Source organism: Acidovorax sp. WCS2018Noco2-16, from assembly GCF_031843945.1.
Lineage (GTDB): Bacteria > Pseudomonadota > Gammaproteobacteria > Burkholderiales > Burkholderiaceae_C > Paracidovorax.
On sequence record NZ_JAVTJJ010000001.1, the window covers coordinates 1,142,401 to 1,167,509 of the forward strand.

19 protein-coding genes and 5 tRNA genes are annotated in these 25,109 nt (G+C 65.0%); 8 read left to right on the forward strand and 16 right to left on the reverse strand.

Going from position 1 to position 25,109, the window contains the following annotated elements; genetic code table 11:
* The first annotated feature begins 58 nt into the window (after positions 1–58).
* Both RQI28_RS05175 and murI read left to right on the forward strand, forming a co-directional pair.
* Entirely contained in the window at positions 59–1,618 is a 1,560-nt protein-coding gene (locus RQI28_RS05175) for a fumarate hydratase (RefSeq protein WP_311221483.1), read from the forward strand.
* A gap of 140 nt (positions 1,619–1,758) precedes the next feature.
* Positions 1,759–2,670: a glutamate racemase gene (murI, locus tag RQI28_RS05180; RefSeq protein WP_311221484.1), complete on the forward strand. Its 912-nt coding sequence runs from the start codon at positions 1,759–1,761 to the stop codon at positions 2,668–2,670.
* A gap of 36 nt (positions 2,671–2,706) precedes the next feature.
* Here the strand turns inward: murI and RQI28_RS05185 are convergent, their stop codons facing one another.
* The 13 genes from RQI28_RS05185 to RQI28_RS05245 form a co-directional block, all read right to left on the reverse strand.
* Entirely contained in the window at positions 2,707–3,255 is a 549-nt protein-coding gene (locus RQI28_RS05185) for a M48 family metallopeptidase (RefSeq protein WP_404976925.1), read from the reverse strand.
* An 85-nt stretch (positions 3,256–3,340) separates the two neighbouring features.
* Positions 3,341–3,976, reverse strand: coding sequence for a DUF6806 family protein (locus RQI28_RS05190; protein WP_311221486.1), 636 nt, complete (start codon positions 3,974–3,976; stop codon positions 3,341–3,343).
* Between the two features lie 13 nt (positions 3,977–3,989).
* Positions 3,990–4,081 (reverse strand) — tRNA-Leu (locus RQI28_RS05195).
* 140 nt (positions 4,082–4,221) lie between these two features.
* Positions 4,222–4,297, reverse strand: a tRNA-Gly gene (locus tag RQI28_RS05200).
* Between the two features lie 305 nt (positions 4,298–4,602).
* Positions 4,603–4,676, reverse strand: a tRNA-Cys gene (locus RQI28_RS05205).
* A 55-nt stretch (positions 4,677–4,731) separates the two neighbouring features.
* A tRNA-Gly gene (locus RQI28_RS05210) sits at positions 4,732–4,807 on the reverse strand.
* Between the two features lie 87 nt (positions 4,808–4,894).
* Positions 4,895–7,327 (reverse strand): endopeptidase La, encoded by a 2,433-nt coding sequence (lon, locus tag RQI28_RS05215; protein ID WP_311221487.1) that lies wholly within the window; start codon positions 7,325–7,327, stop codon positions 4,895–4,897.
* Positions 7,328–7,460: 133 nt separating this feature from the next.
* The gene (clpX, locus tag RQI28_RS05220) at positions 7,461–8,726 is read right to left on the reverse strand and encodes an ATP-dependent Clp protease ATP-binding subunit ClpX (RefSeq protein ID WP_311221488.1); all 1,266 of its coding nucleotides are present in this window, start codon (positions 8,724–8,726) and stop codon (positions 7,461–7,463) included.
* Positions 8,727–8,826: 100 nt separating this feature from the next.
* On the reverse strand, positions 8,827–9,435 hold the full coding sequence (gene clpP, locus RQI28_RS05225) for an ATP-dependent Clp endopeptidase proteolytic subunit ClpP (RefSeq protein WP_311221489.1): 609 nt from the start codon (positions 9,433–9,435) through the stop codon (positions 8,827–8,829).
* A gap of 127 nt (positions 9,436–9,562) precedes the next feature.
* Complete coding sequence (tig, locus tag RQI28_RS05230; RefSeq protein WP_311221490.1) at positions 9,563–10,873, reverse strand: trigger factor; 1,311 nt, start codon at positions 10,871–10,873, stop codon at positions 9,563–9,565.
* 58 nt (positions 10,874–10,931) lie between these two features.
* Positions 10,932–11,018: transfer RNA gene (locus RQI28_RS05235), tRNA-Leu, on the reverse strand.
* 92 nt (positions 11,019–11,110) lie between these two features.
* Positions 11,111–14,338 (reverse strand): efflux RND transporter permease subunit, encoded by a 3,228-nt coding sequence (locus tag RQI28_RS05240; protein ID WP_311221491.1) that lies wholly within the window; start codon positions 14,336–14,338, stop codon positions 11,111–11,113.
* A 9-nt stretch (positions 14,339–14,347) separates the two neighbouring features.
* Positions 14,348–15,607: an efflux RND transporter periplasmic adaptor subunit gene (locus RQI28_RS05245; protein ID WP_311221492.1), complete on the reverse strand. Its 1,260-nt coding sequence runs from the start codon at positions 15,605–15,607 to the stop codon at positions 14,348–14,350.
* Between the two features lie 78 nt (positions 15,608–15,685).
* Between RQI28_RS05245 and hpnC the strand changes: the two genes are divergently transcribed.
* Positions 15,686–16,594, forward strand: a complete 909-nt coding sequence (gene hpnC / locus RQI28_RS05250) for a squalene synthase HpnC (protein ID WP_311221493.1) — start codon at positions 15,686–15,688, stop codon at positions 16,592–16,594.
* 13 nt (positions 16,595–16,607) lie between these two features.
* Here hpnC and RQI28_RS05255 read toward each other — a convergent pair whose 3' ends face one another.
* Together RQI28_RS05255 and RQI28_RS05260 are read right to left on the reverse strand one after the other, a co-directional pair.
* On the reverse strand, positions 16,608–17,804 hold the full coding sequence (locus tag RQI28_RS05255; protein WP_311221494.1) for a glycosyltransferase: 1,197 nt from the start codon (positions 17,802–17,804) through the stop codon (positions 16,608–16,610).
* Entirely contained in the window at positions 17,797–18,693 is an 897-nt protein-coding gene (locus tag RQI28_RS05260; protein WP_311221495.1) for a UDP-2,3-diacylglucosamine diphosphatase, read from the reverse strand. The genes RQI28_RS05255 and RQI28_RS05260 overlap by 8 nt, the downstream gene beginning before the upstream one ends.
* A 118-nt stretch (positions 18,694–18,811) precedes the next feature.
* Here RQI28_RS05260 and hpnD point away from each other — a divergent pair, with 118 nt between their 5' ends.
* The 3 genes from hpnD to hpnE are packed head-to-tail and all read left to right on the forward strand — an operon-like array spanning position 18,812 to position 21,732.
* On the forward strand, positions 18,812–19,651 hold the full coding sequence (gene hpnD / locus RQI28_RS05265; RefSeq protein ID WP_311221496.1) for a presqualene diphosphate synthase HpnD: 840 nt from the start codon (positions 18,812–18,814) through the stop codon (positions 19,649–19,651).
* Positions 19,652–19,663: 12 nt separating this feature from the next.
* The gene (locus RQI28_RS05270) at positions 19,664–20,395 is read left to right on the forward strand and encodes a hypothetical protein (protein ID WP_311221497.1); all 732 of its coding nucleotides are present in this window, start codon (positions 19,664–19,666) and stop codon (positions 20,393–20,395) included.
* On the forward strand, positions 20,395–21,732 hold the full coding sequence (gene hpnE / locus RQI28_RS05275; protein ID WP_311221498.1) for a hydroxysqualene dehydroxylase HpnE: 1,338 nt from the start codon (positions 20,395–20,397) through the stop codon (positions 21,730–21,732). Before RQI28_RS05270 ends, hpnE begins: the two co-directional genes overlap by 1 nt.
* A 47-nt stretch (positions 21,733–21,779) precedes the next feature.
* Here the strand turns inward: hpnE and RQI28_RS05280 are convergent, their stop codons facing one another.
* Positions 21,780–23,060, reverse strand: a complete 1,281-nt coding sequence (locus RQI28_RS05280) for a YihY family inner membrane protein (RefSeq protein WP_311221499.1) — start codon at positions 23,058–23,060, stop codon at positions 21,780–21,782.
* A 116-nt stretch (positions 23,061–23,176) separates the two neighbouring features.
* Here RQI28_RS05280 and RQI28_RS05285 point away from each other — a divergent pair, with 116 nt between their 5' ends.
* Positions 23,177–23,572 carry a DUF2069 domain-containing protein gene (locus RQI28_RS05285; protein ID WP_311221500.1) on the forward strand — a complete coding sequence of 132 codons (396 nt, stop codon included), beginning with the start codon at positions 23,177–23,179 and terminating at the stop codon, positions 23,570–23,572.
* A 70-nt stretch (positions 23,573–23,642) separates the two neighbouring features.
* Entirely contained in the window at positions 23,643–25,070 is a 1,428-nt protein-coding gene (locus RQI28_RS05290; RefSeq protein WP_311221501.1) for an FAD-binding oxidoreductase, read from the forward strand.
* Positions 25,071–25,109: the final 39 nt, after the last annotated feature.

Sequence of the window (25,109 nt, forward strand, 5' to 3'; positions counted from 1 at the left end):
CTGACGGGGGACGGCGATAATTGGGGGCTCAGTTCTTTCCCCAAAAACATATCCCACCATGACCTCGACCATCCGGTACCACGACCTCGTGGAGTCCGTTGCTGCGTCCCTGCAGTACATCAGCTACTACCACCCCGCCGACTTCATCGCCCACCTGGCTCGCGCCTATGAGCGCGAGCAGAGCCCGGCGGCCAAGGACGCGATGGCGCAGATCCTCACCAACAGCAAGATGAGCGCTACCGGCCAGCGCCCCATCTGCCAGGACACCGGCATCGTCAACGTGTTCCTGAAGATCGGCATGGACGTGCGCTGGGAAGGCTTCCCGGCCGGCCAGGGCCTGGAAGACGCCGTCAACGAAGGCGTGCGCCGCGGCTACAACCACCCAGACAACACGCTTCGCGCCAGCGTGGTGGCCGACCCGCAGTTCCTGCGCAAGAACACCAAGGACAACACGCCCGCCGTGATCTTCACGCAGATCGTGCCCGGCAGCACGGTGGACATCACCGTCGCGGCCAAGGGCGGCGGCAGCGAGAACAAGTCCAAGATGGTCATGATGAACCCCAGCGACAACCTGGTCGACTGGGTGCTCAAGACCGTGCCCACCATGGGAGCCGGCTGGTGCCCGCCGGGCATGCTGGGCATCGGCATCGGCGGCACGGCGGAAAAGGCCGTGCTGCTGGCCAAGGAAAGCCTGATGGGCGACCTTGACATGTACGAGCTGCAAGCCAAGAGCGCACGCGGCGAAAAGCTCGATCAGGTCGAGGAACTGCGGCTGGAACTGTTCGACAAGGTCAACGCACTGGGCATTGGCGCGCAGGGCCTGGGCGGGCTGACCACGGTGCTGGACATCAAGATCAAGATGTACCCCACGCACGCGGCCTCCAAGCCGGTCGCGATGATCCCTAACTGCGCCGCCACGCGCCACGCGCACTTCGTGCTCGACGGCTCCGGCCCCGTTTACCTGGAAGCGCCGTCGCTGGACCTGTGGCCCAAGATCGACTGGGCGCCCGACTACAACAAGAGCCAGCGCGTCAACCTGGACACGCTGACCCGCGAAGAAGTCGCCAGTTGGAAACCCGGCGACACGCTGCTGCTGAACGGCAAGATGCTGACCGGCCGCGACGCCGCGCACAAGCGCATCCAGGACATGCTGGCCAAGGGCGAGCCCCTGCCAGTCGATTTCGCCAACCGCGTCATCTATTACGTCGGCCCGGTCGACCCGGTGCGCGACGAAGCCGTGGGCCCTGCCGGCCCCACCACCGCTACGCGCATGGACAAGTTCACCGACATGATGCTGTCGCAAACCGGCCTGATCGCGATGATCGGCAAGTCCGAGCGCGGCCCGGTCGCCATCGAAGCCATCAAGAAGCACCAATCGGCCTACCTGATGGCCGTGGGCGGCGCCGCGTACCTGGTCAGCAAGGCCATCAAGACCGCGAAGGTGGTCGGCTTCGAAGATTTGGGCATGGAAGCCATCTACGAATTCGACGTGGTGGACATGCCCGTCACCGTGGCCGTGGATTCGGGTGGCACCAGCAAGCACATCACCGGCCCGGCCGAATGGAGCCAGCGCATCGCGACCGGCGAGTTCAAGTCCATCGACCTCGTCGCCGCCTGATCGACCTCATCCTCGCCTTTGGGCAACCAGGTAGCAGCGCACGCCCTTGCGTGCCCTGCACTACCATCCCAGGCTTGCTGCGCACGGTTGCGCCGCAAGCCTTTTTCATTCCTTACGCACCTCGCCCCTAAGCCTTTGCCATGACCTCAGCCACGCAGCGCCCCATCGGTGTGTTCGACAGCGGCATCGGCGGCCTGAGCGTGCTGCGCGCGCTGCGCGCCGAGCTGCCGCAAGAGCGCTTCATCTATCTGGCAGACAGCGGCCATGCGCCCTATGGCGAGCGCGGCGACGCCTACGTCGCGGCGCGCACCCATGCCATCGCTGGCTATCTGCAGGCAACGCACGGCATCAAGGCACTGGTTGTCGCCTGCAACACCGCCACGGCCGCCGCCATTCACGAAGTGCGCAGCTGCTACCCTGCCCTGCCGCTGGTTGGACTGGAGCCGGCCATCAAGCCCGCGGTGGGCATCACCCGCACCGGACGCATCGGCGTGATCGGCACACGCGGAACGCTTTCCAGCAGCAAGTTCGACCGGCTGCTCGCATCACTGCGCGGGCAGGCCGAATTCGTGGTGCAGCCCTGCGACGGGTTGGCTTACGCCATCGAGCGCAGCACCGAGCACGAAGAGCCTGCACCCAAAGATGCTACGAAAGTAGGAGCACTCTGCGCCCGCTACATAAGCGCCATGGGCCATTTTGGCTCACAACCTGGGCAGATCGACACGCTGGTGCTGGGTTGCACGCACTACATCTTTGCCGAACAGGTACTGCGCGATCTGGTGGGCACGGGCGTGCAGTTGGTGGAAACCGGCGTGCCAGTTGCCCGACAAACACGCCGCTTGCTGGAAACCGGCGCGCTGCTGGCCGATGCGGTCATCGACGCTTCAGACAACGATGCAGCGCAGGCCATTCAGTTGCTGACCACCGGCGATCTGGCTCCACTGCGTGCTGCAGCGCATCGCTGGTTGGAGCTGCCAGCCTCATGCTGCACCACAGTGTCCGTGCCGGCCACGGTCGATCATTCAGCGACCAAAGTGGCTCTAGCGCAATAGATATAAGCGCAAGCAGCTATTAAAATAATAGCAAATCTATTCCGACCACAAGCGCTGGCCGGAATGCTCGACATGGGTCAGATACAGCCGCACGTCGAATTCGTACTGGTGGTAGCGCGGCTCCATGTGCTCGCACAGTTGGTAGAACGCCTTGTCGTGCGACTTTTCGCGCAGGTGTGCCAGTTCATGCACGACGATCATCCGCAGGAACTCTTCAGGTGCCTGCTTGAACATCGAGCCGATGCGGATCTCGTGCCGCGCCGACAGCCGGCCGCCCTGCACGCGCGCCAATGACGTGTGCAGCCCCAGCGCGTTGCGCACCGCGTGGATCTTGCTGTCGAAAACCACCTTTTGAATCGTGTCGGCATTGCGCAGATGCTGCGACTTGAGGGCAGCGGTGTATTGGTACAGCGCCTTGTCGGTGCGCACTGCATGCGCCTGCGGATAGCGGCTCAGCAGCAGATCGCTCAGGCCGACGGGCGATGCAGCCAAACGCTCGCGCACCTGGTCTTGCAGCGTCGCGGGGTAAGTGCGCAGGTACGGCAGATCGGTGATGGAAGTCGCCACGGATCGCGAAAAAGTAATGAGAGAAAAAGAGAGGGCGCCGCAAGAGGGTGCCCTCGTCGCCAAGCTGGCCGGCGTGTGTCGCGCGTTGCGTGTTGCTTGTCGATCAATGCAGATGACGCGGCCGACGCCCGCCACCGCCGCCATGACCGCCGCCACCGGAGCCGCCGCTGCCACGAGGCGGCTTGCCGATTTCCAAAGAATTCACGAGCGCATCGAAGCGCTGCGAAAACAGCTTGTCGACCTCAGCCACCACGCCGCCGAGCTCGGATCCGTCGAAATGGCGCTCCATCAGATTGATCACGTCCTGCACCAGCAGATCACGCTGCACCTGCATGATGGCCGCAGGCGTGGGGCCGACGAACAGCATCACGAAGTCGTCACGCGCTTCGGTCTCTTCGTCTTCTTCCTCTTCGTCGAAATCAGCGTCGTAGAAAGTGACCTCGATGGCGGCGCCTTGTTCGGACAGCTCGTTCAGGCTCATGCACATCTCATCGAGCGCCTGGCGGAAGTCTTCGTCGCCCCGCACGGTCCAGCAGATCTGCAGCGTGTGTTCCTTGGCGTCGAACTGGATGCCCGGTTCTTCCTCGTAAGCACTGGCGGCGCCATCGGCCAGAGATCGCGCGCCCGCATACTTCCACAGCGGCTTGAGCGCTTCCTGCAACTGCTCGAACACGGTATCGGCCCTCAGTTGAACCTGGCCGTGCACATGGATTTCAAAGGGAGCGTTGTAACTTGACATGATCGAATCGTAATGGTGCCCCGAGCCGGGGTCGAACCGGCACGCCCCTTTTCAGGAAGCGGCGGATTTTAAGTCCGCAGTGTCTACCAATTTCACCATCGGGGCGCCGGCCGAGTGGCTTGCAGCCCGTGAGCCAGTCACCCAGGCCATGCAGCTGCGCATCGACCGCTGCAGATCGGCACAATAGTTTGCACCGGAAATCAACGGCCAACAAAAAAGGGAAGCCGAAGCTTCCCTTGCAATACTGGAGCGGGAAAAGAGTCTCGAACTCTCGACCTCAACCTTGGCAAGGTTGCGCTCTACCAACTGAGCTATTCCCGCATTTTGCTATTACGCTGTTGCCAGCATCTCAACAAGAAAAAAATTATACCACTAAATTTTCTGTCATCTGCAATATCCTCAAACAGAACATGCCTTGCGGACTCACACCAAGCCAATTTGGCAAGGGCAACGCAACCAATTCAATCGCGCCCCAAACAGCCCCGCGCTTGCATTAGCCCGCTCGCCAGCGCCTGACTCCACTCAGGTTTGATCGATCCAACCGCAGATCGGCCCACCCGTTGGAACTTCAAAAAACAAAAACGGCCCGTGAGGGCCATTTGCAAATGCCTGAGGCAAGAGGATTTTGGAGGCGCGGTCCGGAGTCGAACCGGACTAACCGGATTTGCAATCCGGGGCATAACCGCTTTGCTACCGCGCCAAACCGACTTCCTTTGGCAAAAAGGGGAAGCTACTGCTTCCCCTTTTTTGGAAATTGGAGCGGGAAAAGAGTCTCGAACTCTCGACCTCAACCTTGGCAAGGTTGCGCTCTACCAACTGAGCTATTCCCGCATTTACCGAAGCCTCACATTGTACAACGTTTGGATCGATGGATTGAATTGTAGCGCAATTTTCAGGCTGCTCAGCAAGTTTTTAGAATCAGTGCTTCACAGAACCGGTGGTGGACTGTGCCTTGTCAGCCGAAGCGGGCGCAGGCACTGCGGCGGCAGCCACCTCTTCGTCGGTCAGCGCGATAGGCTTGCGCTCAAGCGCTATCTCAAGCACCTTGTCGATCCAACGCACAGGTACGATTTCCAGTGCGCTCTTCACGTTGTCTGGAATCTCCTGCAGATCCTTCACATTCTCTTCAGGAATCAGCACGGTCTTTATGCCCCCGCGCAGTGCGGCCAACAACTTTTCTTTCAGGCCGCCAATGGCGGTCACCTCTCCACGTAACGTGATCTCACCCGTCATGGCGACATCGCCTCGCACGGGAATGCCGGTCAGCGCAGAAACGAAGGCCGTCGCCATGGCCGCACCCGCGCTCGGCCCGTCCTTGGGCGTAGCGCCGTCGGGCACGTGAATGTGAACGTCGCGCTTCTCGAACGCGTCATCGCGAATCCCCAGCATGCGCGACCGGCTACGCACCACCGTACGTGCAGCCTCGACCGATTCCTTCATCACATCGCCCAGCGAACCGGTACGGGTGATGACACCCTTGCCAGGCATGGTTGCGGCCTCAATGGTGAGCAGATCGCCGCCCACTTCCGTCCAGGCAAGACCAACGACCTGGCCGACCTGGTTCTGCTCTTCGGCGCGGCCATACGTATATTTGCGCACGCCCAGGTAGTCAGGCAGGTTGTCCGCCGTGACGACCACTTGCGGCTTCAATTGCTTGAGCTGCAAACCCTTGACCACCTTGCGGCAGATCTTGGAGAGTTCGCGCTCCAGCGAGCGCACTCCTGCTTCGCGGGTGTAGTAACGCACGATGTCACGAACAGCGTCTTCGGTCACACGCAACTCTTCGTCCTTCACGCCATTGTTCGTCAACTGCTTGGGAAGCAGGTACTTCATGGCAATGTTGGTCTTTTCGTCTTCGGTGTAACCCGACAGACGAATGACCTCCATCCGATCCAGCAGCGCTGGCGGAATGTTCATCGAATTGGAAGTCGCCACGAACATCACGTCAGACAGGTCGAAATCGACCTCGACATAGTGATCGCCGAATTTGTGGTTCTGCTCCGGATCCAACACTTCGAGCAGCGCACTGGATGGATCGCCCCGGAAATCCGTGCCCAGCTTGTCGATTTCATCCAGCAGGAACAGCGGGTTGCGCGTGCCAACCTTGTTCAGGCTCTGCAGCACCTTGCCGGGCATGGCGCCGATGTAAGTGCGGCGATGCCCACGAATCTCCGCCTCGTCGCGCATGCCACCCAGCGCCATGCGCACATACTTGCGCCCGGTCGCCTTGGCGATCGACTGGCCCAGGGAGGTCTTGCCGACACCCGGAGGGCCGACCAAGCACAGGATGGGTGCCTTGACCTTGTCCACGCGCTGCTGCACTGCAAGATACTCAAGAATGCGATCCTTGACCTTGTCGAGTCCGTAATGATCCTCGTTAAGCACTTCTTCGGCGTTCAGCAGATCGTGCTTGATCTTGGTCTTCTTGCTCCAAGGCAAGCCCGTCAGCACTTCGATGTAGTTGCGCACCACGGTCGCTTCAGCCGACATGGGTGACATCAGCTTGAGCTTCTTTAGCTCGCTGTCTGCCTTCTTGCGCGCATCGGCAGGCATCTTGGCAGCCTTGATCTTCTTTTCGATCTCTTCGATGTCAGCGCCCTCTTCGCCTTCGCCCAGTTCCTTCTGGATGGCCTTTACCTGCTCGTTGAGGTAGAAGTCGCGCTGGTTCTTTTCCATCTGCCGTTTCACACGGCCACGAATCTTCTTGTCGACGTTGAGGATGTCCACCTCACGGTCGAGCTGCTCGAACAGGTTTTCTAGCCGCAACTTGATGTCGGAGAGGTCGAGCACGACCTGCTTGTTCTCCAGCTTCAGCGGCAAGTGCGCGGCGATGGTGTCTGCCAGACGACCCGGGTCGTCAATGCTGGAGATCGAGGTGAGGATTTCGGGCGGGATCTTCTTGTTCAGTTTGACGTACTGATCGAACTGCTGCATCACCGCGCGGCGTAGCGCTTCGATCTCGCTGGGCTTGTGCCCATCGTCCGTCGCCTCGACCGGATTCACGGTCGCAGTGAAGTGGGTTTCTGCATCTTCGATGGAGGCGACGGCTGCCCGTTGCTGCCCTTCCACCAGCACCTTCACGGTACCGTCGGGCAGCTTGAGCATCTGCAAGATGGTGGAAACGCAGCCAACGTCGAACATGTCGGACACCAGCGGCTCGTCCTTCGCCGCTGCCTTTTGGGCAACCAGCATGATGCGGCGGTCGCCGTCCATGGCCAGTTCCAGCGCCTTGATGCTTTTCGGACGCCCCACGAAAAGCGGGATTACCATGTGGGGGAACACCACCACGTCGCGCAAGGGCAACAACGGCAGGTCAAGGGGAGACGAGGGCAAGGGGGTGTGTCCGGACATGGGGATCCTCATGAAGCTCTGTGGAATATGGTCCACAGACAGGAAATTTCAACCCTCCAGCGCCGGGCTGACGGCGCCAGGGGTAGTCGCTGCAGCATCTGAAGCAAGACGCTGTAGCAGGTCATCAGCCGAGTCAGGCCTTTTTCGCGGCTTCGCGATACACCAGCAGCGGGGGCTTGTTCTCTTCGATGGTGGACTCGTCGACCACCACCTTTTCGACGTTCGTAGCGTTGGGCAAGTCGAACATGGTGCCGATGAGCGACTGCTCAAGAATGGAGCGCAGACCGCGTGCTCCCGTCTTGCGTGCCAAGGCCTTGCGGGCGATGGCGTTCAGCGCAGCCGGGCGAATCTCGAGATCCACGCCTTCCATCGCTAGCAGGCGGCTGTACTGCTTGACCAGGGCGTTCTTGGGCTCGGTCAATATCTCGACCAATGCATCCTCACTCAGCTCCGCCAACGCGGTCACCACGGGCATACGCCCAACCAACTCGGGGATCAACCCAAACTTGATCAGATCTTCCGGTTCGATTTCGGTGAAAACCTCGGTCAACGATCGCTGCTTCTTGCTCTTGACCGAAGCGCCAAAGCCGATGCCCGACGCCTCAGTGCGGTTCTCAATGACCTTTTCCAAGCCAGCGAATGCGCCGCCGCAGATGAACAGAATATTCGTCGTGTCGATCTGCAAAAAGTCCTGGTTGGGATGCTTGCGCCCGCCCTGCGGCGGCACGCTGGCCATGGTGCCTTCGATCAGCTTGAGCAGCGCCTGCTGCACACCCTCGCCAGACACGTCACGAGTGATGCTGGGGTTATCGGACTTGCGGGAGATCTTGTCGATTTCGTCGATGTAGACGATGCCGCGCTGGGCGCGCTCGACTTCGTAATTGCAGCTCTGCAACAACTTTTGCACGATGTTCTCGACGTCTTCGCCCACATAACCGGCCTCGGTCAACGTGGTGGCATCGGCCATGACGAACGGCACATCCAACATGCGCGCCAAGGTTTGCGCCAGCAGCGTCTTGCCAGAGCCCGTGGGACCGATCAGCAGAATGTTGCTCTTGGACAGCTCGATGTCATCCTTGCCAGCCTTGTCCTTGTGGCGCAACCGCTTGTAGTGGTTGTATACCGCCACCGCCAGCGTGCGCTTGGCGATGTCCTGACCAATGACGTAGTTGTCCAGGTTGGACTTGATTTCCGCTGGAGTGGGCAAATCGCCACGCGTGTCACGCGCACCATCGCCTGCAGGCAATTCGTCACGAATGATTTCGTTGCACAGGTCAATGCACTCGTCGCAGATAAAGACGGACGGTCCGGCGATCAGCTTCTTCACTTCATGCTGGCTTTTGCCGCAGAAAGAGCAGTAAAGGGTTTTTTCGCTGGAGGAGCCTTTTTTCTCGGCCATGGGGGCAATGCCTTATGACAAGGGAAGTGTCAAGATGATAACGAAATAAAAAGCGGCGCTTTCCCTCAAGGAAAACGCCGCCTACGAGGGGCGAGGACTCTCAGGGACGCCGGGCGATCACCTGATCGACCAGCCCATATTCCTTGGCTTCGTCAGCGGTCAGGAAGTAGTCGCGCTCGGTGTCTGATTTGACCTTGTCCAGCGGCTGACCGGTGCGGTCTGCCAGAATGCGGTTCATCTGATCCTTGGTGCGCAGGATGTCCCGTGCATGGATCTCGATGTCGGTCGCTTGCCCACGGGCACCGCCCAACACCTGGTGAATCATGATCTTGGAGTTGGGCAACGAGAAACGCTTGCCCTTGGCGCCGGCCGCCAGCAAGAACGCGCCCATGCTGGCCGCAAAACCCACGCACATGGTGGACACGTCAGGCTTGATGAACTGCATGGTGTCGTAGATGGCCATGCCGGCCGTCACGCTGCCGCCAGGAGAGTTGATGTAGAACGAGATGTCCTTGTCAGGGTTCTCGCTCTCCAGGAACAGCAACTGCGCCACCACCAGATTAGCGGTCTGATCGTTGACCTCGCCCACCAAAAAGATGATCCGCTCCTTCAGCAGGCGCGAGTAGATGTCATAGGACCGCTCACCACGGCCCGATTGCTCGATGACCATGGGGACCATGCCCAGGGCCTGTGTTTCCAGTGCGCTCATGTTGCTCTACCCTTCTCTTGCAGTCAGACAGTGACTGTATCCAGAAATGATTTGGGGCTTGCACACCAAAGCACAAGCCCCCGAAGCCATGTCACCCGCAGCCTGGGCCGCCGGCAACCCGCTCAATTCAACCCTGCCCCATCAGTTCGTCGAACGAGACAGCCTTGTCGGTGACCTTGGCCTTGCCCATCACGAAGTCGGTCACGTTATTTTCGATGACCACGGCTTCGACTTCAGCCAGACGCTGGCGGTCGCCGAAGTACCAGCGCACCACATCTTCGGGCTTCTCGTAGCTGGCAGCCAGCTCGTCGATATGGGCCTTCAGCTGCTCTGGCTTGGCGTGCAGCTCATTGGCGCGCACCAGTTCGGCCACGACCAGGCCCAGGCGCACGCGGCGCTCGGCCTGGGGACGGAACACGTCTTCAGGGATTTCGGCCTTGTCAGCGTCCTTGATGCCGCGTTGCTTCAGGTCGGCGCGGGCGCCTTCGAGCAAGCGAGCGATTTCAGACTGCACGCTGGCATTGGGCAAGTCGAGTTCGGCCTTGGACACCAGAGCGTCCATCACGGCTTGCTTGTTGCGAGCCAGCAAGCGGAACTTGACTTCGCGCTCCAGATTCTTCTTGATGTCAGCGCGCAGGCCGTCGACCGTGCCGTCGGCGATGCCCAGCGACTTGGCCAGTTGCTCGTTCACTTCAGGCAGGTGGGCGGCTTCGATGTTCTTGACCGTGACCAGGAAGTCAGCGGTCTTGCCGGCCACGTCCTTGCCGTGGTAGTCCGCCGGGAAGCCCAGCGGGAAGGTCTTGCTTTCGCCCGACTTCATGCCACGCACGGCGTCTTCGAATTCCTTGAGCATCTGGCCTTCGCCGACCAGGAACTGGAAGTCTTCAGCCTTGCCGCCCTGGAAGGTTTCGCCGTCGATCTTGCCTTCGAAGTCGACCGTCACGCGGTCGCCGTCTTCCACAGGCGTGCCCATGGCACGCTGGGCAAACGTGCGGCGCTGCTTGCGCAGAATATCCACGGTTTTGTCGATGGCGCTGTCGTTCACATCGGCGGACAGCTTCTCGACTTCAGCTTCGGTCAGATCACCGATCTTGACTTCAGGAAACACTTCGAACACCGCGTCGAACGTGACTTGGCCTTCAGGCGCGCCCTCTTTTTCGGTGATGCGGGGCTGGCCGGCCACGCGCAGGCTGGCTTCATTGGCAGCCAGAGCGAAAGCTTCGCCCACCTTGTCGTTCAGCACTTCGTACTGCACCGAATAGCCGTAGCGCTGCGCGACCACGTTCATGGGCACCTTGCCGGGACGGAAGCCGTCCATCTTGACCGTACGGGCCAGGCGCTTCAGGCGCGCATCCACTTCAGTCTGAATGGTGGTGACGGGCAGGCTCAGCGTGATCTTGCGCTCGAGCTTCTCAAGGGTTTCAACAGTAACTGCCATGGCTCTTCCTATATTGAATGGATTAACGCTGCCTGCTGCTGGAGCAACGTGCTTAACGTGGTGCGCGGGGGGGGACTCGAACCCCCACACCATTGCTGGCGTCAGGACCTAAACCTGGTGCGTCTACCAATTTCGCCACCCGCGCATTTCTTCAGACAAACAGGCGGCAGGCAGGGCCAGCCATCTGTGTGAAATTGGTCAACCTTTGATTTTAGCCGTTTCGGCGAGGCGTCTTGTTCAAACCGCCTGAGCGGGCTCCGGATCAGGGCGCCGAACGCGGAACCAGGCAGCGTACATCGCGGGCAGCGCCAGCAGTGTCAGCACGGTCGCGACGATCAATCCCCCCATGATCGCCACGGCCATCGGCCCCCAGAAAACACTGCGCGAGAGCGGGATCATCGCCAGCACCGCCGCCGCTGCCGTGAGCACGATGGGCCGCAGCCGGCGCACTGCCGATTCCACGATGGCATCCCACGCCGGCACACCGCGCGCTCGGTCGCTCTCGATCTGATCGATCAGAATCACCGAATTGCGCTGGATCATGCCCATCAGTGCGATGACGCCCAGCAGCGCCACGAAGCCGAACGGCCGGCCCAGCAGCAGCAACGCGCCCGCCACCCCGGCAATGCCCAACGGCCCGGTCAGAAAGACCAGCACGGCGCGGCTGAAGCTGTGGAGCTGCAGCATGAGCAGCGTGAAGACGATGAACAGCATCGCCGGCAGCCCGGCCACGATGGATGCGGAGCCCTTGGAACTTTCCTCCACCGCGCCCGCCACCTCGATGCGATAGGCGGACTGGCCAGCGGCGTGCCAGCCGGCCTCGATCTTGCGCAGCGCGGGCAGCAGTGCCGCCGTCACCGTGGCGCCCTGCAGGCCTTCGATGACATCGCCCTGCACCGTAATCGCGTAGTCGCGGTTCTCACGCCACATCACGCCTGGCTCCCAGGCGAACACGGGACGCGCCACCTGCGTGAGCGGCACCGACCGGCCCGACGTGGTCGGCAGATAGGCGTTGGCCACATCCGTGATGGCGCGGCGTTCGTCCAGCGGCTGGCGCAAAACGATGTCGATCAGCCGGTCGCCCTCGCGGTACTGGCCCACGGCGCTGCCGGTGAAAGCCACTCGCGCGGCTTGCGCAATGGACTGGCTGGTCACGCCAAGCGCACGGGCCTTGTCCTGGTCCACCTCCAAGCGCATCACCTTGATCGACTCGTTCCAGTTGTCGTTCACGCCACGCATCTGCGGGTGATCACGCAACACGGCACGCACTTCGTCGGCATGCTGGCGCAGCAGCACGGGGTCGGTGCCGATCACGCGGAACTGCACCGGGTACGGCACGGGCGGCCCGTTGGGCAACAGCTTGGCGCGGGCGCGCACTTCGGGAAATTCGCTGGCCAGCACCTGCGGCAGCGACTGGCGCAGCGTCTCGCGCGTGGCCAGGTCGCGCGGCACCACGATGAGCTGAGACACGTTGGTCTGCGGAAAGATCTGGTCCAGCGGCAGATAGAACCGCGGCACGCCGGAGCCGATCCAGGTACTGACCATGGTCACGCCCGGCTCATCCATCAGGCGGCGCTCCACGCGGCGCGTGATTTCTTCGTTCGACTGGAACGACGTGCCTTCCGGGAACCACAAGTCCACCAGCACCTCAGGCCGGCTCGAATCCGGAAAGAACTGCTGCTGCACCCGGCCCATGCCGACGATGCCCAGCGCAAAGGTCAGCAGCATGATGCCAATGGTGATCCAGCGGTGCTCCACGCACCAGTTCACCATGCGGCGGAACCGGTTGTAGAACGGGCTGTCGAACACCTCATGCGACCCGGCCGCTTCGGTTTCGTCGGCACCCTCTGCGCCAGGCTCGCCACGCACCTTCACATGCGCTGGATGCTTGAGCAGCAGCATGCCCAGATACGGCACGAAATAGACCGACGCCAGCCACGACAGCACCAGCGCAATGACCGTCACCGCGAAGATGGCGAAGGTGTATTCGCCCGTGATCGATTTGGCGATGCCGATGGGCAAAAAGCCCGCCGCCGTGATCAGCGTGCCCGTCAACATGGGTATGGCCGTGATCTCGTAGGCGAAGGTGGCGGCGCGCAGCTTGTCGTAGCCCTCTTCCATCTTCAGCACCATCATCTCGACGGCGATGATGGCGTCGTCCACCAGCAGGCCCAGCGCGATGATCAGCGAGCCCAGCGATATCTTGTGCAGCCCGATGCCCCAGTACCACATGGCCAGGAAGGTGACGGCCAGCACCAGCGGAATGGTGATGCCCACCACCAGCCCCGGCCGAATGTCCAGCGTGTAGCGGCGCCACAGCGGGTGCTGGCCCGGGCGCTTGTGCAGCCCCAGGCTGATGAAGCTCACCGCCAGCACGATCACCACCGCCTCGATCAGCACCTTGATGAATTCGTTGACCGAGCTGGACACCGCCCGGGGCTGGTCCTGCACGTTCACCAAACGCACGCCGGCCGGCAGCGTCTTCTCGATCTGGGCCGTGGCCACATGCAGCGCGTCGCCCAGCCGCACGATGTCGCCACCCTTGGCCATGGAGACACCCAGCGCGATCACCTCTTTGCCCTGGTGGCGCACCTTGACGGTGGCCGGGTCCACGTAGCCGCGCCGCACCTCGGCGATGTCGCCCAGCCGCAGCTGCGCGCCCGAGGCTCCGCGAATCGGCATGGAGCGCAGTTCTTCCACCGTGCCGAACTGCCCGCCCACGCGCACCTGCACCTGGTCGACCGGCGTCTGGATGCTGCCGGCGCTCTCCACTGCGTTCTGCTGGCCCAGTTGCGCCAGCACCTGGTTCATGTCCAGGCCCAGCTGCGACAGGCGGCGCTGCGATATCTCGATGTAGAGCTTTTCGTCCTGCACGCCGAACTGCTCCACCTTGGCCACGTCGCGCACGCGCAGCAACTGCTGGCGCACGTCGTCGGCAAAGGTCTTCAGCTCGGCATAGCCGAAGCCGTCGGCCTCCAGCGCGTAGATCACGCCGTACACGTCGCCAAATTCGTCGTTGAAAAACGGCCCCTGCACGCCTTGCGGCAGGGTGGACCGCATGTCGCCGATCTTCTTGCGCACCGTGTACCAGACCCCAGCCACTTCCGTCGGCGGCGAAGAGTCCTTCAGGTTGAAGATGATGAGCGACTCGCCCGGCTTCGAATAGCTGCGGATCTTGTCGGCATAGGGCGCCTCCTGCAGCGTGCGCTCGAGCTTGTCGGTGACCTGCTCGGCCACCTGCTGCGCCGTTGCGCCGGGCCAATAGGTGCGCACCACCATCGCCCTGAAGGTGAAGGGCGGGTCTTCGTCCTGCCCCAGCTGGAAGTAGCCGCCCACGCCCAGCAGCAGCAGCGCAACCATCAGGTAGCGCGTGAGCGCGGGATGCTCCAGCGCCCAGCGCGAGAGGTTGAAGCGCTGGCGAGGCTCGGCCGCAGCGGTCGGCGGCGTGGAATGGTTCTGCGACATGCGGCGCTCCTACCGGCCCGATGCAGGCACTGCGGGGGCTGCAGGCACGCCAGCGTTTACTATATTTTTTATAGCATCTTGCGCTTTATTGACGGGCGCTGGAGCCGTTTTTGACTGATAAACCGTCACTTTCTGCCCGGGCGACAGCACATGCACGCCGGTGGCCACCACCTGCTGCCCGGGCGCCAGCCCGGCGGCGATCACCACGTCATTGCCGTCCGCCGTGGCGACTTGCACCGGCTGGGAGCGCACCGTGCTGGTGGCCGGGTCGAACACCCACACCGCCGTCTGCTGTCCCTCCTGGCGCAGCGCGCTGGTAGGCAGCTTCAGCGCCTGCACACCTTCGCGGCTGAGCGACTGGGGTGTCACGTACGCGGTGGAGCCCAGCGGCGGCGCGGCGGCCCCGTCGATCGCCACCTTGACCTGGAAGGTGCGCGTGACGGCATCGGCACTGGCCGCCACCTCGCGCACACGGCCGGCCAGCGGCTCGCCGCCGGACCACACCCGCACGGTCACGGCCTGGCCCGCGCGCATCACGGACACCTTGTCTTCCGGCACGGCAAAGACCACGTCGCGCGGCCCGTCCTGCGCAATGCGCACCACTGGCGTGCCGGCGGACACCACCTGGCCGGGCTCGGCATCGACGCTGGTCACCACGCCCGCCACATCGGCCACCAGCCGGGTATAGCCGGCCTGGTTCCCTTGCGACGCCAGCTGCGACTGGGCCTGGTCCAGCGTGGCCTGGGCCGATTTCACCGAGGCCTCGCGGCGCTCCAGTTCGGCACCGCTGATGAAGTTCTGCTCTTTCAACCCCGCATAGCGCTTGAAGTCCGCCGCCGCCAGATCGCGCTGCGTGCGCGCGGCGGCCACCTGTGCGCGGGCGCCATCGGTCGCCAGTTGATAGTCGCGCGGGTCCAGTTGCGCCAACACCTGGCCGGCACGCACGCGCTGGCCCAGTTCGGCCTGCCGCTCGGCGATCTTGCCGGCCACCCGGAACCCCAATCGCGACTCGACGCGCGCCCGCACCTCGCCGGCGTATTCCAGCTGCGCATGCAGCGGGCTCGCGCCCACCGTCACCAGCTTGACCGCGCGCACCGGCTCGGGCGCCGGCTCGGGCTTGGAACATCCCGCCAGCAAGGCACCAGCCAATGCAGCCACCAGCCCCCGGCCTGCCCAGGAAAACGCCCGCACACGGGCGGGCGAAACGGAGGGAGAAGGCGCAAGGGAAAACGGCGTGGATGAAGGCGGCCGCGCGAACAATGAAGTCATCGGAAACTTTCGCAAATTCAATTACTGACTGACTGGTTAGTAATCTATTGGAGCCACCCCGCTGCTGTCAAGGCGAGAATGCGGGCCGTGAAGCCTCCCGCACCCTCCCCAGCCCCGCATGTCGACGCCACAGCACCTGCATTTCCGCTCGCGCCGCCGGTCACCCACTACGAAAACTTTCCCGTGGCGTCGTTGCTGTGCCCGCCCCGGCTGCGCCAGCCCATCGCGGCCATCTACGCCTTCGCGCGGGCGGCGGACGACCTGGCCGATGAGGGCGACGCCACCGCCGACGAGCGCCTGGCCGACCTGAGCGCCTACCGGGCAGAACTGCACGCCGTGACCACGCAAGGCGCGGCGCCCTCGCCGCGTTGGGCGGCCATCTTCGGCCCGCTGCAGGCCGTAGTGCGCAGCCACACCCTGCCCGTGCCGCTGCTGGACGATCTGATCGACGCCTTCTTGCAAGACATCGCCATGACGCGCGACCGCGATACCTACGCCACGCGTGCCGAGTTGCTGGACTATTGCCGCCGCTCAGCCAACCCGGTCGGCCGGCTACTGCTGCACCTATACGGCGTGCAGGGCGACACCGCCCTGGCCGAGAGCGACGCCATCTGCTCCGCTTTGCAGCTCATCAACTTCTGGCAAGACCTGAGCGTGGACCTGCCGCGCGGCCGCCACTACCTGACCGATGCCGACTGCGCCGCTCACGGCGTGAGCCGCACGCAGCTCATCGCCGGCCAGCGCAGCCCCGCCAGCGATGCGCTGGTAATGGATTGCGCCGCCTGGGCGCGCAGCACCATGCTGGCCGGCGCGCCGCTGGTGCACCGGCTGCCCGGGCGCATCGGCTGGGAGCTGCGGCTGGTGGTGCAAGGCGGCCTTCGCATCCTGGACAAAGTGCAGGCCCTGCACGGCGCCAGCCTGGTGACCCGGCCCGTGCTGCGCGCGGCCGACGGCCCGCGCATGCTGTGGCGCGCGGTGCGGATGTAAGCCCGAAAAGCCCTCAGGCCGCTTCGCGCCAGGCGTTGCCCGCGCCGGCCGCCCGGGCCTGCACCAGGATGCCCGCCAGCACCTCGGGCACTTCAAAAGCCGCGCGGTTGCGCTGGCGGGCCACAGTTGCCTGAAACCGCGGCAGGTCGGCCTCCAGCGTGTGCACGGCCCGCGCCACGTGCGCGAAGCTGGGCAGCACCAACCCCAGGCCTTGCTCCCGAACCCAGTCGGTGCCGTAGCGCTCTTGCGGCATGGTCCACGCATTGCGCGTGACGATGGCCGGCAGCCCCATCTGCACCGCTTCGCTCAGGCTGCCGCTGCCAGGTTTGCCGATGAAGAAGTCGGCCAGTTGCATGTACCGGGCGATGTCTCGCGTGTAGTCGAGCACCAGCCGGGGGGCGCGTGACGGCAGCGCCCGCAGCGCGCGGGCCAGCGCGGCGTTGCGGCCGCAGGCCAGGATCAGGGGCGTGTCGGGCAGCCTTCGGGCGATGGACAGCATGGCGCGCGAGCCTTCGGCGCCGAACAGCACCAGTCCCACCGGGCGATGTGGGTCGAACCCCAGCTGCGCGCGTTCCGCAGCACGGTCCAGCGGCGCCGCATCGTAAAAGGCAGGCCCCAGCAACATGCCCGATGTGGCGTGGATGCGGCCTTCGCGGCACCCGGCCGCACGCGCCTGCGCCACCGCGTGGGGCGAGCCACACACCAGGTGCTGGTCCACGCCGGGTTCGATCCAGAAGTGCGGCGGGCAGTCGGCCAGGTCGGTCAGCACGGTGACGAACGGCACACCGGGCAGCGCCGCCGCCACCGATTCGCCCAGCGCCCGGTTGAAGTTAGGCACCAGCGACACGACCAGGTCCGGCGCCGCGCGCTGCCAGTGCGCCTGCAGCCGCCGCACCAGCGCCCGATGGCTCCAGCGGATCATTCCTTGCAGAACGCGCAGCTCTTGCGCCAGCCCCAACGTCCAGCCGCGCGCCAGGCGGCGGTTGTAGATGGCCTCGGGCTCCATGCCCGTCCATTGCCGAAAGCGCGCGTTCGGGTCGAGCACCTCGAACAGGTGCGTCATGCGCACCGTCCACGGCAGGCCGGCGCGGGCGATGGCGGCTTCCAGCGCCAGCGCAGACGCACGATGGCCGCCGCCTGCGTTGAAGTACACCAGCTCGACCACCGCCGGTGTCCGCGCCATCGGCGGCGCCGTTGCCCGGTCAGGCATGCTGCAGCGGCTCGGCCCGCGTGGCCGCACGGCGGGCCTTGTGGCGCGCGGCGGGCAGGTGTTCAGACCACTGCAAGATCTCCAGCGTGCCGTCGGCATGCTCGGCCAGCGCGGTCAGGCTTTCCACCCAGTCGCCGTCGTTGGCGTACAGGATGCCGTCGACATCACGCAGCTCTGCATGGTGGATGTGGCCGCACACCACGCCCTGCAGGCCGCGCTTTTTGGCCTCGCGCGCCACGGCGTTCTCGAAGTCGTCCACATAGCTCACCGCGCGCTTGACCTTGCGCTTGAGGTACTGCGACAGCGACCAGTACGGCAGCCCCATGCGGGCGCGCAGCGTGTTCAGGTGGCGGTTGAGCCGCAGCGTGAATTCATAGAGCGAATCGCCCACGTGGGCGAGCCATTTGGCGCACTGGATCACCCCGTCGAACAGGTCGCCGTGCATCACCCAAAGCTTGCGGCCGTCGGCGGTTTCGTGCACCCAGTCTTCGGCCACCGTGATGCCGCCAAAGTTAAGCTGCAGGTAGCGGCGGGCGAATTCGTCGTGGTTGCCGGGAATGAAGATCACCTGCGTGCCCTTGCGCGCCTTGCGCAACAGCTTTTGCACCACGTCGTTGTGCGACTGCGGCCAGTACCAGTGGCGCCGCAGTTGCCAGCCATCGACGATGTCGCCCACGAGGTAGAGCGTTTCGCATTCGGTGTGCCGCAGAAAGTCGAGCAGCGCGTCGGCCTGACAGCCGGGCGTGCCCAGGTGCAGGTCAGAGATCCACAGCGTACGGTAGCGGCGCGCGGGGCGGTCCGGCGCCGGCGCATGGGCGGCCTCTTCGTCCACATCCATGGGGACGCTGGCTTCGCGCCAGGCGTTGAGGAAAGCGTCGTCGCGTTGCATGGCTTTGCATGCTGTGCCTGCTTCGTGGCGCAGGCATGACGGCCGCGTGTCGAATGCGTGACGTGGCGGGGCCAACCAACGCCGGGCGCTATCGAACCCCATGGGACAATCCCGCCCCATGACCCCGGAACAGTACGTCCAACAAAAAGCCGCCGGTTCAGGCAGCAGCTTCTATTACGCCTTCCTGTTCCTGCCCGCCCCGCGCCGCGCAGCCATCACCGCCTTCTATGCGTTCTGCCGCGAAGTGGACGACGTGGTCGATGAAGTCTCGGACGCCGGCGTGGCACGCACCAAGCTCGCCTGGTGGCAGGCCGAGGTGGCCAAGGCCTTCGCCGGCCAGCCCAGCCACCCGGTGCTGCAGGCGCTGATGCCCCACACCGCCGCCTACCGCATCGAAGAGCGCCACCTGCAGGCCGTCATCGACGGCTGCCACATGGACCTGGAGCAGACGCGCTACCTCGACTTCGCCGGCCTGTCCCGTTACTGCCACCTGGTGGCCAGCGTGGTGGGCGAAGTGGCCGCGCGCATCTTCGGGCAGACCGACGAGGCCACCACCGAATACGCCCACCGCCTGGGGCTGGCCTTCCAGCTGACCAACATCATTCGCGACGTGGGCGAGGACGCCATGATGGGCCGCATCTACCTGCCCGTGTCCGAGCTGCAGCAGTTCGACGTGAAGGCGCACGAGATTCTGAAGCGGCAATATTCCGACCGCTTCACCGCGCTGATGCGCTTTCAGGCCGAGCGGGCGCACCGGCTTTATGACGAAGCGCTGGCGATGCTGCCCGCGGCCGACCGGCGCGCGCAAAAGCCCGGCCTGATGATGGCCAGCATCTACCGCACGCTGCTGCGCGAGATCGAGGCCGAGAACTTCCAGGTGCTGCACCAGCGCATCGCCCTCACGCCGCTGCGCAAGCTATGGCTGGCGTGGAAGATGCAGGCGCTGGGACGGATGTAGAAGCCCATCGCCATGCCGCACTGCCCGCTTTTCACTGACTTTTCCACCCGCCGCCGCATCACTTGGCCTGCGCTGATGCTAGCGGCTGCCTTGGCGGCAACCGCTCTGCCAAGCCACGCTGTCTGGGGCTTGCTGGGCAAAGCGGCAGGCAAGGCCGGCGGCACCGCCAAGGCGGCTGCAGCGGGCTCGGCCGCGGTCGGCGGTGCGGAGCTCGCGGGCGTCGGTGCCAAGGGCGCCGTGCTGGCCGCAGACGATGCGGCGCGCATGGCCGGCAAGGCGCCGCTGGCCGAGGGTGGGTTGGTATCTGCTTCGCTGTCTGCCAATGCGGCGCTTCCGCCGGAAGTGGCGCTGTACCTGTCCAAACCGGCCCAGGCGCTGACGCACACCGACACCTCGCGCATGGTGCAGCTGTATCAAGACCTGATGACCCAGGCGGGCAAGACGGGCGACTTCACCGCGGTCGAGCGCATGCCCCAGATCCACGCTGCCAAGACCTTGCCGGAACCCGCACCGGCTGCCCCTGTCGCGCCTGGAATAGCGCCAAAGGCTGCGGACGCCACAGGCCAGCAGGCCCTGTCGGCCAGCGCCGAGCTGTCGCTCCACGCGCTGCGCCTGTTGGCCCATGCCGCCGCCGCGGGCAACCGCGACGCGCAAAGCCGGCTGCAGCGCCGCTGCCAGTCGCCTGCAACGGCAGGGCTGGAGGCCGAGCACGCCGCCATGTGCCAGCAGGCTGCCGCCAAGTGATGAAGATCGCCGTGGTAGGTGCCGGCTGGGCCGGTATGGCGGCAGCGTTGGGCGCCGCGCGCGCGGGCCATGCTGTCACCGTGTTTGAAGCCGCCCGCACGCTGGGCGGCCGCGCCCGCGCCGTCGCCGCGCAAGGTGACGACGGCCAGCCGATCACGCTGGACAACGGCCAGCACATTCTCATCGGCGCCTACACCGAATGCCTGGCGCTGATGCGCTCGGTGGGCGTGGCGGAATCGCCTGCCTTGCTGCGCATGCCGCTGGCGCTGCCCTATGCCGACGGCACCGGCCTGCGCCTGCCCGACTTGGCCCCGCCGTGGGATGCGCTGGTCGGCATCGCCCGTGCGCGCGGCTGGTCCTGGGGCGAGCGGCTGGCCCTGCTGCGCACGGCAGCGGCTTGGCGGCTGGGCGGATTCACCTGCGCGCCTGGCGCCACCGTCGCGCAGCTGTGCGCGCACCTGCCCGTACGACTGCAGCAAGAATTCATAGACCCGCTGTGCGTGTCGGCGCTGAACACGCCGGCCGATCAATCCAGCGGCACCGTGTTTTTGCGCGTGCTGCGCGACAGCCTTTTCAGCGGGCGTGGTGGTTCGCACCTGCTGCTGCCGCGCACCGATCTGGGCGCGCTGTTCCCCGAGCCCGCCGCGCAATGGCTGCGCACGCACGGCCATGCGGTGCACAGCGGGCAGCGGGTGGTGGGGCTGAACCAGACGAATGGAGGATGGCAGGTCGAAAGCAGTGCGGGCTTGGACCACTTTGACGCTGTGGTGCTGGCCACGCCGGCACCGGAGGCCGCGCGGCTGGTGCGCGGCGCCGTGCCGGATGGCGGCGAAGCCACCGCCCTGCACCGTTGGGCAGACAGCGCCGACGCGCTGCGCCACACCGCCATCGCCACGGTCTACGCCCAGCACCCGACGGCGCGCGGCGCATTGCTGCCCCAGCCCATGCTGGCGCTGCGGGCTTCGGCCGCGCGGCCGGCGCAGTTCGTGTTCGACCGCGCGCCGCTCGGCGGCCCGGCCGGACTGCTGGCGTTTGTGGTCAGCGCCTTCGAGGGCGAGCGCGACGTGCTGGAGCAGCAGGTGTTGCAACAAGCCGCCGACGAATTGGGCCTGCCCGGCCTGCGCGTGCTGCGCACGGTGGTGGAAAAGCGCGCCACCTTCGCCTGCACGCCTGGGCTGAAGCGTCCGCCAGCGCAGGTGGCGACGGGCCTGCTGGCATGCGGCGACTATGTCGACGGGCCTTACCCGGCCACGTTGGAGGGGGCTGTGCGCAGCGGCACGGCCGCCGTTCAGTTGCTAGAAATTCAAGCCAAATCGGCCTCTAGCGCTTATCCATAAAGCGCTAACAGCTATTAAATTAATAGCAAATTCGCCATCAGCCGCCATCAACCGCCGTCAGGCAGCGGCAGCCGCGCGGGCCGTGGCAGCACGTCGGCCAGCTTCACCACGGCCAGGCCCGCATTGCCCCAGAACCGCTCCAGGCTGTCGGCACGCTCAATCAGCAGGCGCTGCACCAGCGGCTCCAGCGGCGTGGTGTGCACATCGGCCACCAGCACGTAGCGCGCTTCGCGGCTTTCGGGTGCGCCGCTCGCGGTTTCGTTCACCTGCACGGCCCAGTCCAGCGCGGTCAGGGCTTGCAGCACGGGCTCGAGCTGCAGCACGTCCACGCGCAGCACCTGCGCCAGCTGCGTGGCGGTCAGCCCCCGGACTGGCGCCTGCCGCGCGGCCTGCAGTTGCTGCAGAACTTCCACCGCCAGCTGAAAGGTCCAGCCCTGACCGCTGGCGGTGCGCGCCACGCCGGCCAGCAAACTGGGCAAATAGGCGGCCACCACAGCGCCCAGCAGCACGATGACCCAGGCCACATACACCCACAGCAGCAGGATGGGCAGCGTGGCGAAGGTGCCGTAGAGCACGGAATAGGTCGGCACGGAGGCGATGTAGAGGCTCAGCACCTTCTTGGCCAGCTCGATGCCCACCGACACGAAGAGGCCGCCCGACCACGCATGGCGCCACTTCACGTGCGTGTTGGGCACATAGCGGTACAGCGCGGCCATGCCGATGGCCAGCACGAAGAATTCGATGGCATCGAGCAGAAACCGCGCGCTGCCGGGCAAGCTGTCGCCGATGCCGCGCGATGCGGCAGACGCCATTGACGTGGTCAGCGCCAGGCTGGCCGCCAGCACCAGCGGCCCCAGCGTGATGACAGCCCAGTAGATCAGCACGCGCTGGCCCAGCGGCCGCAGCCGGGGCACGCGCCAGATGTTGTTGAGTGTGCGGTCGATGGTCAGGATCAGCGCCAGCGAGGTGACCATGAGGATGGAAAAGCCCGCCACGCCCAGTCCGCTGGCCTTGGCGGCAAACTGCGTCAAATAGCCGAGCACGGGGCGCGAGATGCTGTCCGGCACCAGGCTATCGACCAGCCAGCGCTGCAGCACGAACTGCATCTGCCCGAAGATGGGAAACGCCGTGAACACCGCCAGCGCCACGGTGAAGAACGGCACCAGCGCCAGCAGCGTGGTGAAGGTCAGGCTGCTGGCCGTCAGCCCCAGGCGGTCTTCGCGGAAACGCTCGCGCAGCGTGTGCGCAGTGGGGCGCCAAGGAAAGTGGGAAAGCTCCGTCAGCCACGCTTCAAAGCGCAGCACGGCGGCCTGCAGGGAAATGCTCATGGCCGATATGATCCCTGATTACGCACGCCTCGCCGCCCACACCGCGCACCCAGGCCGCTCAGGCGGCCAAAGGCCACGCTTCTTCCCGATCCCGCCCTCCCTCCTCGACCTGCCGCATGTCCACTTCTTCGCACCTTCCCGCTCAGGACGTCGCCGCCACCCGCTGGCTGGCCGTCGGCAGTCTGCTGGGGCTGATCGTGCTCAGCCTGGCGTGGGAGCTGTGGTTGGCGCCGCTGCGGCCCGGCGGGTCGTGGCTGGCGCTGAAGGCGCTGCCGCTGGCCTTTCCGCTGGCGGGGCTGCTCAAGCGGCGCATGTACACCTACCGCTGGGTCAGCCTGGTGGTGTGGCTGTATTTCACCGAAGGCGTGGTGCGCGCCTGGGGCGACCCGGCCCCCGGCCGTTGGCTGGCGCTGATCGAAGTGGCGCTGTGCCTGGCGCTGTTCACCGCCTGCGCGCTGCATGTGCGACTGCGCCAAAAGCATGCGCGTGCGGCGGCTGCGCCGGCTCCATAAAAAAGACGACCCTGCTCCACGGCCATCCCCTGTTTTTCATCCCCGTTTTTCGCGAGAGTTCGAGAACACCATGTCCACCCTGATCGACACCCTGCGCCAGACCGTCGGCGCCGCCCATGTGCTTACCGAGGGCGACCTCACCGCCTGGGAACAGGACTGGCGCCGCCGCGCGCGCGGCAAGGCGCTGGCCGTGGTGCGCCCCGGCAGCACGCAGGAAGTGGCCGCCGTGGTGCGTGCCTGCGCTGCCACAGGCACGTCCATCGTCCCGCAGGGCGGCAACACGGGGCTGGCGGTGGGCTCCATTCCTGACGAGACGGGCACGCAGGTGCTGCTGAGCCTCACGCGGCTGAACGCCATTCGCGCGGTGGACGCCGACAACCTGACACTCACCGTGGAGGCCGGCGCCATCCTGCAGAACGTGCAGGACGCGGCAGAAAAAGCCGGGCTGCTGTTCCCCTTGAGCCTGGCGGCCGAGGGCAGTTGCACCATCGGCGGCAACCTGGCCACCAACGCCGGCGGCACGCAGGTCGTGCGCTACGGCAACACACGCGATCTGTGCCTGGGGCTGGAGGTCGTCACGCCGCAGGGCGAGGTGTGGGACGGGCTCAAGGGCCTGCGCAAGGACAACACGGGCTACGACCTGCGCGACTTATTCATCGGCAGCGAAGGCACGCTGGGCATCATCACCGCGGCGACGATGAAGCTCTATCCGCAGCCCGCCGCCAGCCTGACGGCCTGGGCCGCCGTGCCGTCGATGGAGCATGCCGTGCAATTGCTGGCCCTGGCGCACAAGCACCTGGGCGCAGGCCTGACAGGCTTCGAGGTCATGGGTCGCTTCGCCCTGAGCCTGGTGCCCAAGCACATGCCTCAGCTGCGCGTGCCCTTCATCGACCAGGAAGACGTGCCCTATGGCGTGCTGCTGGAAAACAGCGACAGCGAATCGGAAGAACACGCCCGCGCGCGCTTCGAGTCGCTGCTGGAAACCGCGCTCGAAGCCGGCTGCGTGACCGATGCCGTAGTGGCCGAGAACCTGGCGCAGGCCCACCAGCTCTGGCATGTCCGCGAGAGCATTCCGCTGGCCCAGGCCGAGGAAGGCCTGAACATCAAGCACGACATCTCGGTGCAGATTCCGCGCATCCCCGCCTTCGTTGAATATGCCGACGCACTGCTCAAGCGCGAGATCCCCGGGGTGCGGCTGGTCACATTCGGGCACCTGGGCGACGGCAACCTGCACTACAACGTGCAGGCCCCGGCCGAAGGCGATGCCAAAGCCTTCCTGCGCGATCAGGAAGACCGCGTGAACCATCTGGTGTACGAAGCGGTGGCGCAGTTCGGCGGATCGTTCTCGGCCGAACACGGCGTGGGCGCGCTGAAGGTGGACAAGCTGGAGAAGTACCAGTCGCCCGTGGCGCTGGGCATGATGCGCGCCATCAAGGGCGCGCTGGACCCGCAGGGGGTGATGAACCCGCACTGCATGCTGCCGGTGAAAAGCGCGTGACGATTTGCGGATCGCCCGGCACGTTCCCGAACGAAGGCC

Coding starts and splice junctions, on each gene's coding strand:
- RQI28_RS05240 (WP_311221491.1), bottom strand. CDS start 14,338: ATGTCGCAGAACCATTCCACGCCGCCGACCGCTGCGGCCGAGCCTCGC.
- hpnD (WP_311221496.1), top strand. CDS start 18,812: ATGACCCCGGAACAGTACGTCCAACAAAAAGCCGCCGGTTCAGGCAGC.
- hpnE (WP_311221498.1), top strand. CDS start 20,395: ATGAAGATCGCCGTGGTAGGTGCCGGCTGGGCCGGTATGGCGGCAGCG.
- RQI28_RS05175 (WP_311221483.1), top strand. CDS start 59: ATGACCTCGACCATCCGGTACCACGACCTCGTGGAGTCCGTTGCTGCG.
- RQI28_RS05255 (WP_311221494.1), bottom strand. CDS start 17,804: ATGCCTGACCGGGCAACGGCGCCGCCGATGGCGCGGACACCGGCGGTG.
- RQI28_RS05280 (WP_311221499.1), bottom strand. CDS start 23,060: ATGAGCATTTCCCTGCAGGCCGCCGTGCTGCGCTTTGAAGCGTGGCTG.
- RQI28_RS05190 (WP_311221486.1), bottom strand. CDS start 3,976: ATGTCAAGTTACAACGCTCCCTTTGAAATCCATGTGCACGGCCAGGTT.
- murI (WP_311221484.1), top strand. CDS start 1,759: ATGACCTCAGCCACGCAGCGCCCCATCGGTGTGTTCGACAGCGGCATC.
- RQI28_RS05245 (WP_311221492.1), bottom strand. CDS start 15,607: ATGACTTCATTGTTCGCGCGGCCGCCTTCATCCACGCCGTTTTCCCTT.
- RQI28_RS05285 (WP_311221500.1), top strand. CDS start 23,177: ATGTCCACTTCTTCGCACCTTCCCGCTCAGGACGTCGCCGCCACCCGC.
- hpnC (WP_311221493.1), top strand. CDS start 15,686: ATGCGGGCCGTGAAGCCTCCCGCACCCTCCCCAGCCCCGCATGTCGAC.
- tig (WP_311221490.1), bottom strand. CDS start 10,873: ATGGCAGTTACTGTTGAAACCCTTGAGAAGCTCGAGCGCAAGATCACG.
- lon (WP_311221487.1), bottom strand. CDS start 7,327: ATGTCCGGACACACCCCCTTGCCCTCGTCTCCCCTTGACCTGCCGTTG.
- clpX (WP_311221488.1), bottom strand. CDS start 8,726: ATGGCCGAGAAAAAAGGCTCCTCCAGCGAAAAAACCCTTTACTGCTCT.
- RQI28_RS05270 (WP_311221497.1), top strand. CDS start 19,664: ATGCCGCACTGCCCGCTTTTCACTGACTTTTCCACCCGCCGCCGCATC.
- clpP (WP_311221489.1), bottom strand. CDS start 9,435: ATGAGCGCACTGGAAACACAGGCCCTGGGCATGGTCCCCATGGTCATC.
- RQI28_RS05290 (WP_311221501.1), top strand. CDS start 23,643: ATGTCCACCCTGATCGACACCCTGCGCCAGACCGTCGGCGCCGCCCAT.
- RQI28_RS05260 (WP_311221495.1), bottom strand. CDS start 18,693: ATGCAACGCGACGACGCTTTCCTCAACGCCTGGCGCGAAGCCAGCGTC.